The organism is Bradyrhizobium sp., assembly GCF_049581145.1.
GTDB lineage: Bacteria > Pseudomonadota > Alphaproteobacteria > Rhizobiales > Xanthobacteraceae > Bradyrhizobium.
The window spans coordinates 1-4,337 of sequence record NZ_JBAURI010001264.1; the positions used below are offsets into that span (position 1 = coordinate 1).

The 4,337-nt window shown below is 64.1% G+C and carries 3 protein-coding genes and 1 pseudogene; 3 read left to right on the forward strand and 1 reads right to left on the reverse strand.

The annotated features are described in order from the left end of the window. The coding region (gene rimO, locus WCB02_RS40150) for a 30S ribosomal protein S12 methylthiotransferase RimO (RefSeq protein ID WP_423968107.1) at positions 1 to 1,118 on the forward strand (1,118 nt) is incomplete at its 5' end. Positions 1,119 to 1,122: 4 nt separating this feature from the next. On the opposite strand, the gene WCB02_RS40155 is transcribed toward rimO, so the two are convergent. Beyond that, on the reverse strand, positions 1,123 to 2,253 hold the full coding sequence (locus tag WCB02_RS40155; protein ID WP_423968109.1) for a DUF2336 domain-containing protein: 1,131 nt from the start codon (positions 2,251 to 2,253) through the stop codon (positions 1,123 to 1,125). Positions 2,254 to 2,716: 463 nt separating this feature from the next. Here WCB02_RS40155 and WCB02_RS40160 point away from each other — a divergent pair, with 463 nt between their 5' ends. Together WCB02_RS40160 and WCB02_RS40165 are read left to right on the forward strand one after the other, a co-directional pair. After that, positions 2,717 to 3,913 carry an acetylornithine transaminase gene (locus WCB02_RS40160; RefSeq protein WP_423968111.1) on the forward strand — a complete coding sequence of 399 codons (1,197 nt, stop codon included), beginning with the start codon at positions 2,717 to 2,719 and terminating at the stop codon, positions 3,911 to 3,913. A gap of 27 nt (positions 3,914 to 3,940) precedes the next feature. Continuing rightward, positions 3,941 to 4,337, forward strand: a pseudogene (locus WCB02_RS40165) (N-acetyl-gamma-glutamyl-phosphate reductase); the annotation flags it as partial.

A 4,337-nucleotide genomic window follows, 5' to 3' on the forward strand; every position in this document is an offset into this window, starting at 1 on the left:
TGGCCGAGAACGGCAAGGTGATCGTCACCGGCTGCATGGGTGCTGAGCCCGAGCAGATCGAAGAGGCCTATCCCGGCGTGCTGTCGATTACCGGTCCGCAGCAATATGAGAGCGTGCTCGATGCCGTGCATCGGGCGCTGCCGCCGGCGCATAATCCGCATCTCGACCTGCTGCCGCCGCAGGGCGTCAAGCTGACGCCGCGGCACTACGCTTACTTGAAGATTTCCGAGGGCTGCAACAACCGCTGCAGCTTCTGCATCATCCCGAGGCTGCGCGGCGATCTGGTGTCGCGGCCCGCCAACGATGTATTGCGCGAGGCCGAACGACTGGTCGCCGCCGGCGTCAGGGAATTACTGGTCATTTCGCAGGACACTTCGGCCTATGGCGTCGATCTGAAATACGCCGCCAGTCCGTGGAAGGATCGTGAGGTCCGCGCCAGATTCGTCGACCTGGCAAAAGAACTCGGCGAATTCGGCGCCTGGGTCCGGCTGCAATATGTCTATCCCTACCCGCATGTCGATGAGGTCATCGGCTTGATGACCGACGGCAGGATCCTGCCCTATCTCGATATCCCCTTTCAGCATGCGAGCCCCGAGATCCTGAAAGCGATGCGGCGGCCGGCGGCGCAGGACAAGACGTTGGCGCGGATCAAGACATGGCGCGCGCAATGCCCCGAGCTTGCGCTGCGCTCGACCTTCATCGTCGGATTTCCCGGCGAGCGTGATGCCGATTTCGCCGACTTGCTGGATTGGCTCGACGAGGCCGAGATCGATCGCGTCGGCTGCTTCAAATATGAGCCGGTGAAGGGCGCGGCGTCGAACGCGCTGGCGGGCGCCGTGCCTGATGACGTCAAACAGGAGCGCTGGAACCGGCTGATGGCGCGGCAGCAGATGATTTCAGCGCGACGACTGAGACGCAAGGTCGGCACCCGGCAGCAGGTGATCATCGACGAAGTCGGGTCGACGGTTGCCAAAGGCCGCTCGAAGGCGGACGCGCCGGAGATCGACGGCACGGTCTATCTGTCGAGCCACCGGCCGCTCCGCACCGGCGAGATCGTCACCGCAAGGATCGAGCGTGCGGACGAATATGATCTGCACGGCAGCGTCACCGGATTCTAGACGGTTATTGCAGGCTGGATTTTGACGTCGTGTTGCGGACCGCCCACAGCCTGAGCAACCGCTGCGCCTCCTCGGTCGTTAGCGCCATAAACTGGCTCTTGAGCCTTGCCACTTCGTCCGGTGCCGTCGCGCCGGTCGAAAACCGGCAGTCGAGCACGGCGTTGACGGTGTCCCAGCCGAGGCCGGCAACCTTGCAGGGCACCAGGATGCCGTCGCTGCGCAGACTCTGCATCAGCGGACGGACCAGCTCAATGCCGGTCTTCGACAACTCGGCCACGACCGTGATGGTCTCCTCGTATTTCTTCTGCCTGGCGAGCCCGAGCAGGGCGGCCTCGTCGAGCCCGCCTTCCCGTTTCAAGCGCGCCACCAGGATCTTGGCGCCCGCGAAATCGCGGGCCTTGGCCATTTCGCGCTCCGCGCCTGCGGAGGCCACCGCGATGGCCGCGCGGATTTCCTCAAACAGGTAAGGCGGCGCGCGCAGCAGCAGCCGGTTCCTGACTTCGTCGGTCGCCTGGCGCAGCAGGCGCGACCGCAGGTCGACAGGCAGGTCTGCCCTTATGCCGGTTGCGATGGCCAATTCGGGATCGGATATGGCTTGCGCCACGACCATGGCAAAGCCCGCCGCCGAAAAACGCGCCCCCGGATTATTGACCAGGCGACGGCTGACGCTGGCAAAGCGGCGCGCCAGCAGCGCATCGCTGACGACCTCCTGCAGCCACCAGCGACCGGCGATCGCAAGCAGGTGTTTCTCGCTCTTGCCGCGCGCGATCTCGATCAGGTCGTCATTGGTCAGCCTTGCCGACTCGCTCAGCACCGGTCCGGCGACGGAGACTTCATCGTTCCGAGCCAGGCGGCGCATCACCGAGACTGGCGCCTGCGGGACCGGTGCAAGCTGGCTGCTCAGCTCGGCCAGCGCGATCCGCGCACTGACATCGGCGATGGCGCGCAACTCGATGGTGTTGATCAGCCGCTCGAAGACGCTGCCGAACAAATCGATCTGTTCCTGATTGTAGCCGTCGGCGGACAGCAAGAACAGGGCGGTCACCCGTTTGGCCGTCTCGGAGCATTTCTGGGCGGAGCCGGCGGCAATTGCCGCTTCGACCTCGTCGGCTATCGATAGGGGCTGGTCGTACATTCGCTCGTCCTGAGCGCCAAATTCGGCTGTTCTGCTGATTGCGCGATGCTACAGCAGCATGCCTAAACGTTTCGTAAAATTGCAGCGAAGTCCTTAACCTGACACGAAAAAAGCTGTCATCCGCGTGCGGAAATTCCGTAGCTTTACGTGGCCGCCAGCCAGGCCCGCACGCATCGCGCGAGCAGCGGCGCGATCAAGCCGAGCCAACCATCGGCTGCGCCTCGCGTCATTGCTACGGCCTTGACAGAAGCTGCCCTTGGGCTGTATGGGCGCGTCCCATGAACTTCACCCGGACGCAGCGCCGCGCTTCACTCCGTCGTCACCGCCGTGACGATGATGGGGTGCGCCATGTCCGACGACAACGCTGAAGTACTGGATCAGCCAAGTTTTCGAGAAGGCCGCACCCCAAAAGTGCGGCCTTCTTGCGTTTCAGCCCCCTTCCCGGCCTCCAGAGGAGTTTGACATGACCCGCGCTATACATCCGTTCGAGGCGTTGATGGACATCACGGCGCGCCCCAGCACGGTCTTCGTCCGCGGCGAAGGCGCCTGGCTATGGGACGACAGCGGCAAGCGCTACCTCGACTTCATCCAGGGCTGGGCCGTGAATTGTCTCGGCCATTCCCCGCCCCTTGTCGCCGAGGCGCTCGCGGCACAGGCCAAACGGTTGATCACGCCCAGCCCGGCGTTTTACAACGACGTCAGCCTCACGCTTGCGAAGGCGCTGGTCGACCAGAGCTGCTTCGACCGGGTGTTTTTTGCCAATTCGGGCGCAGAGGCCAATGAAGGCGCGATCAAGCTCGCGCGCAAATATGGCGCGTTACACAAGGATGGCGCCTTCGAGATCATCAGTTTCGAGGGCGGCTTCCACGGCCGGACGCTCGCGACCATGTCGGCATCGGGCAAGAAGGCATTCGAGCCGCTGTTCGAGCCGAAAGTGCCGGGCTTCCGCAAGGCGCGGCTGAACGATCTGGCTTCGGTGGAAGCCTTGATCAACGCCAATACGATTGCCGTGATGCTGGAGCCGATCCAGGGCGAGGCAGGCGTCTGGCCGGCGACTGATCAATTCCTGAAGGAGTTGCGGGCGTTGACCAGGAGGCATGGGCTGCTGCTGATCTCCGACGAGATCCAGACCGGCATGGGCCGCACGGGAAAGCTGTTCCACTACGAACATGCACATGTCGAGCCCGACATCATGACGCTCGGCAAGGGCATCGGCGGCGGCGTCCCGTTGGCGGCGCTGCTGGCAACCGCGCAGGCGGCCTGTTTCGAGCATGGCGACCAGGGCGGCACCTTCAACGGCAATGCGTTGATGTGCGCGGCGGGACTCGCGGTGCTGCAGGAAGTCGGTAAGCCCGAATTTCTCAAATCAGCCGCCGACGCCGGCCTGTTCCTGGAGAGCGAACTGCAGAAGCTGTCGGCACGGCACGGGCTCGGCGACGTCCGCGGCCGCGGATTGCTGCTGGCGCTCGACCTGAAACTACCGATTGGCGCTGCGATCGTGGCGCAAGCGCTGCAGGGCGGCCTGCTCCTGAACTCGCCGCAACCGGACGCGCTCCGTTTCATGCCCGCGCTCAACGTCACGCGCGAAGAGATCTTGCAGATGATCGACGGTCTTGAGACGATCCTGACCAGGGCCGGCACCGCGCGGCTTGTAGCTTAGTCGCGCCACCCTGAGGGAAACGCCATCATGGCAGCAAAAATATTCATCGACGGCGAGGCCGGCACGACCGGCCTGCAAATTCGTCAGCGGCTCGCGGGTCGAGCCGATCTCGCGCTGATGTCGATCGATCCGGCGCGGCGCAAGGACCCGCAAGCCCGCAAGGACATCATCAATCACGCCGACCTGGTCATCCTGTGCCTGCCGGACGACGCGGCGCGCGAGGCGGTCAGCCTCGTCGAGAGCGATACTGTTCGGATCATCGACGCGTCGACCGTGCATCGCACGCTTGCCGACTGGACCTATGGCTTTCCGGAAATGACGAAACGGCAGCGCGCGGCGATCGGGAACGCGCGTCGCGTCGCCAATCCAGGCTGCTATCCGACCGGGTTCATTGCCCTGGTGCGGCCACTCGTCGAGGCGAACC